Source organism: Ferrovum myxofaciens (genome assembly GCF_000735045.1).
GTDB classification, from domain to species: domain Bacteria; phylum Pseudomonadota; class Gammaproteobacteria; order Burkholderiales; family Ferrovaceae; genus Ferrovum; species Ferrovum myxofaciens.
The window spans coordinates 1-3,933 of record NZ_JPOQ01000068.1 but is presented as its reverse complement, the minus strand read 5'-3'; the positions used below and the strand labels follow the sequence as shown (position 1 = coordinate 3,933).

Annotated in this window: 5 protein-coding genes; all 5 read right to left on the bottom strand. The window is 50.9% G+C overall.

The annotated features are described in order from the left end of the window. Positions 1 to 123 precede the first annotated feature (123 nt). The 5 genes from IV91_RS0108720 to IV91_RS0108695 all read right to left on the bottom strand — a co-directional run bounded on the left by IV91_RS0108720 (position 124) and on the right by IV91_RS0108695 (position 3,730). A complete protein-coding gene (locus IV91_RS0108720; RefSeq protein WP_051862405.1) occupies positions 124 to 1,446 on the bottom strand; it encodes a DUF445 domain-containing protein in 1,323 nt (440 codons plus the stop codon). A gap of 156 nt (positions 1,447 to 1,602) precedes the next feature. Beyond that, positions 1,603 to 1,839, bottom strand: a complete 237-nt coding sequence (locus IV91_RS0108715; RefSeq protein ID WP_031597667.1) for a hypothetical protein — start codon at positions 1,837 to 1,839, stop codon at positions 1,603 to 1,605. 26 nt (positions 1,840 to 1,865) lie between these two features. Then, positions 1,866 to 2,693 carry a YaaW family protein gene (locus tag IV91_RS0108710; protein WP_031597664.1) on the bottom strand — a complete coding sequence of 276 codons (828 nt, stop codon included), beginning with the start codon at positions 2,691 to 2,693 and terminating at the stop codon, positions 1,866 to 1,868. A 3-nt stretch (positions 2,694 to 2,696) separates the two neighbouring features. Next, a complete protein-coding gene (locus tag IV91_RS16820) occupies positions 2,697 to 3,335 on the bottom strand; it encodes a helix-turn-helix domain-containing protein (protein WP_051862403.1) in 639 nt (212 codons plus the stop codon). Positions 3,336 to 3,439: 104 nt separating this feature from the next. Beyond that, positions 3,440 to 3,730, bottom strand: a complete 291-nt coding sequence (locus IV91_RS0108695; protein WP_031597662.1) for a hypothetical protein — start codon at positions 3,728 to 3,730, stop codon at positions 3,440 to 3,442. Positions 3,731 to 3,933: the final 203 nt, after the last annotated feature.

Here is a 3,933-nt window from a genome sequence, read left to right as displayed (position 1 = left end):
GTATTTCCGGAAATCAAAGTACTGTTGATCGCAATGATTCACCTCATCGGTTTTCGCAAGAGGTCAGAATTCTGTGTATTCATACAGTTTTCCAGTACGCACTGAGATAGAGACATAATCAGGTCAACGGATGTGTGGCATGAGTGAGGTCAGGGCTGAACCTAGGCCATATAGTGCCAAGCCGACCATGCCTCCAACCAGGGTTCCGCTCACACGGATGTACTGCAGATCCTTCCCTACATTGACCTCCATCTCGCGCACCATCTTAGTCTCGTCCCAATCCTTGATTGTTTGTGCGATATGCTCGGTCACACCCGCGCGCAAATTCCCCACCAGTTCGCCTGCAGCCGACAGAACGTGGCCGTTAATGCTCTCGCGCAACTCTGGGTCGGCGGCGAGTTTGGTGCCAATTTCCATGAGCGAGGACTGGATGTGTTGGGCGAGTCTGGAGTCCTCGCGCGTCAGATCCCGACGCAACCAGTCCTTGACCTCATGCACCAAGCCATCGATGTAGGTGTGTACGCTTGGGTGATCGATGATTTTGACTTTGATTTCCTGCACGCGTTGCCCAAGATCTGGATCGACACAAAGTTTATGGATAAAGTCATTCACCCCCTCGCCATAGGATATGCGTAACGGGTGGTTGGGATTTTGAAGAATATCGCCAAATTCCTGAGTCATGGCCAAGTTGATTTTGTTGGCCAGATAGGCGGATATAGAATCAATGGTATTTACTTGGTCCGCAAGATTAAACGCCCACGAAACTTTTGGCCACTCTTGTTTTATGTATCGCGCGATAAGGTCTGAAACTTTCGCTTTCGTTTTACCATATTTGGTCAAATGACCGAGTTTTTCCAACGCCAGATTGAGCAGTTCATCGTGCCGGCCTTCCCGTGTAAGCAAGGCCAGCACCTGTCCGGCAGATTGGGCAGCATCCCAGCGGTGCAGTGCATCTAATACAAGAGTTTTGAACGCCTGCTGCAGGATGGCATCGTCCAGAAAGTCGACTGCTTGTAACCCTATCTTCCGGGCCGTGCCAACAAAGTTATGGACACGCGCCGGATCGGTCAGCCACTGTGCCAAGCGCATGGCAGGGTCGAATACCGAGAGTTTGTCCAGCAGGACAGAGGGTTCCAGGAAGTGGTCCCGTACAAAGATTGCCAAGTTGTCGGCAATCCGATTCTTATTGCTCGGGATGATGGCTGTATGCGGAATTGGTAGGCCAAGGGGGCGGCGAAACAGAGCCACCACGGCGAACCAGTCGGCGACAGCGCCGACAGCTGCAGCCTCACAGAATGCCTTGATCCAGGCCCACATACCATGTTCGCCCATGACTGTGGCCAAGCCCAGCCCAGCGACAACTACGAACAAGAGAGTCAGTGCCCAGCCCTTCATCCGGCGCAAGGATCTTAGACGGTCGTCCTGAGCAAGGACAGTGGGGGGCATGATGGTTGCAGGCGTGTTCATGGATGTTGTCCTTTCGGGAATGAGTTATCTCAGAATTTGGGGAAAAAATAGTACGGTTCCGGTGTAGTTACCGACGGAAACACGCCAAACCCAGAAATATAGAGAGCTAATTTGTGTCGAAAAGATTAATTGCGCTCACTCGCCGCCGAAGAAGGTCCGGTACAGCAGTGCGTTAATCGTCGTACCGGTGATGAGAGCCAGCAGCAAGGCGATACCGATGTTGTCTGAACTGAACATGCTCATGAAAGCGAGGAAACTCATGATGTACACCATGGCCACCGCACTCAGGGTGATCATGATCATCGCGTAGGTGAATATCAGGAAAAGAGCTAGGACACACAGCACGAGTACAGAGATGAGCGCAAAAAACATGGCGAGACTCCTTCTTGGGTTGTCACTCAGGCGTTCCGCAGACGAGGGGCTCCAATGGGTGCACCGCAGGTGCTGCAGAACTTCGCATTCGGATCTTTCTGCAGATGGCCCTGAGGGCATATCTTGAAGTTTTTTATGGCAATGGTTTGTCGTAAATAGGCGATCTGTATGACGCAGGGAACGGTCACGCGATAGGCAGGCCCAGCGAGATCAGCCGCAAGCCACAAGGCCATCACAGCCCATCCGACTGGCCCAACCAGTACGCTAAGTCCTTCCATCAATGCTGCATTGGCACCAAAGGTGAGTCCACGGCCAATAATTTGCCGTGCAAGGGCGTTGGCAACACTGGCAGCAAGTTGAAATGTCGCAAAACCACCAAGTTCAGCGGCTGCTAATACGGCTGCAAGCGTAGCGGAGCCTTTGGCAGGAATGTGCATGAACTCAGTCATGGTATTGCGCTCTTCGGGACTCATCTTGTCCCATGCCTTCTCGATGATCTTGGAGATGATGGCGTTTTCCATGTCCTCGCAACTGTCAGTGCTCTTTACTTTGACACCGACCTTGGATGTTACGTCGCGGACGATCTCGTCATATGAAACACCTTCTCCGAAGCGAATCAGATTGACCAAACTATTGCCACCAAAGGCTTGAATTTCTTCGATGATGAGTTGATTTCTTGCATCGTCGAATTTCTCGGATGTTTTCGCTGAAACCAACTGGTTTTTCGATTTTTCGCTCAGCGAAAGGCGGCCATTGCCCGAGTCAGTGATGTAGTCGATCAACGGTATTTTTTCCTTGGCCTCACATTGCTGAAGAATGTTCAGAAGTGCCAAATCTTCTTTGTCCTTGCGCATAATTTAGTCCTTAATCTGTTGTTCGGTGGAGTGGTATTGGGTAGAAGGCGCTCTGTAGCCGAAGACCGAGGCTAGGACAAGAACAATGAGCTTCTGCACCGGCTCCAAGGCATTCATGTCAGCCATTGCAGAAAACTTGTACATTTCCAAAATCTGTCGTGACCTTTCTGCGTTGTTAAGAAACTCGCGGCCAAGGGCTAGAGCCGCTTCGGCAACCTCTTTCGGGTTTGGTGCCGGATCGTCAGCTACTTTTTGTGCGCTACGTAGGTAGTCTTGCCTGTCGGGAGCTTGAGCGAGTTGCATGAGCCGGTCGACACCGGCGAGCAAAAGCTTCCAGTCTTTTGTCGACATCAGGAGCAAGGCTGGCGATATATTCAATCCCCCCGCGAGCTGGCAGATCGACTCGAGGGTTGGGTTTGTCGTTTCTCCATTAAGAATTTTGGCGAGTGTTGGTAATTTGATCCCAGCGCTTTCAACTAACTGGGCTTGGGTCAACTTGGTTACCGGAGGATCTCCGATTAGCCCACAATCAATTGCCTCAGCGCCACCAGCTACTGACAAGTACCTTCGGATGTTGCTGATAAGCGTTTGCAGTGTCTCGTGGGTGAGTTCGGTTAGGACTGATTTCGTCGTTGCGTTCATTTGGTTTTCTTTGTCTTTTGAATGGCTTCGATGACTGTCACCGTTGCGTTGATGAAGACGACAATAAGATTGAGATATTTCGTCATGTTGATCTCCTTCGGAGGCTAGGGTTTGTAGTGGGTATTCAGATCCGCATACCGATGGCCACAGGTGATAATGGCCCCTGAGTCAGTGGCTTCGACGAGGTAAGCGTCGAAGTATTCATGCATACGGCGGAAGGCGTGTGTGCCGATATACTTTTCTACAGCGCGGCGCGCGGCCTTGTCCAGGTAGCGAATTACCCCGCCGTGGTGATCGTAGGTGCGTTTGCCAAAGCGTTGCAAAAGTTCTATCACTAACTTCGGGATGCCGCGCTGTTGTGTGCGTTTTTCAGCATGGTGGGTCAGGTAGTTCATGGAAGTCTCCTTAGTTAATATTACGGTATAAATATAACATAAGGTTTATTATCCTTTCAAGTGGTATTTATAAATATTTTCTGGAAGAAGAAATCGCGTTGCTTAGTGAGGCAACCGAAGGCCTCGTGCGGTTTGGTTCACCTAAAGGCTAGTAGAGGGTAAGCGGTAAGCCAGCGGCGTTGTATTCAGGGAGGATTGACCCC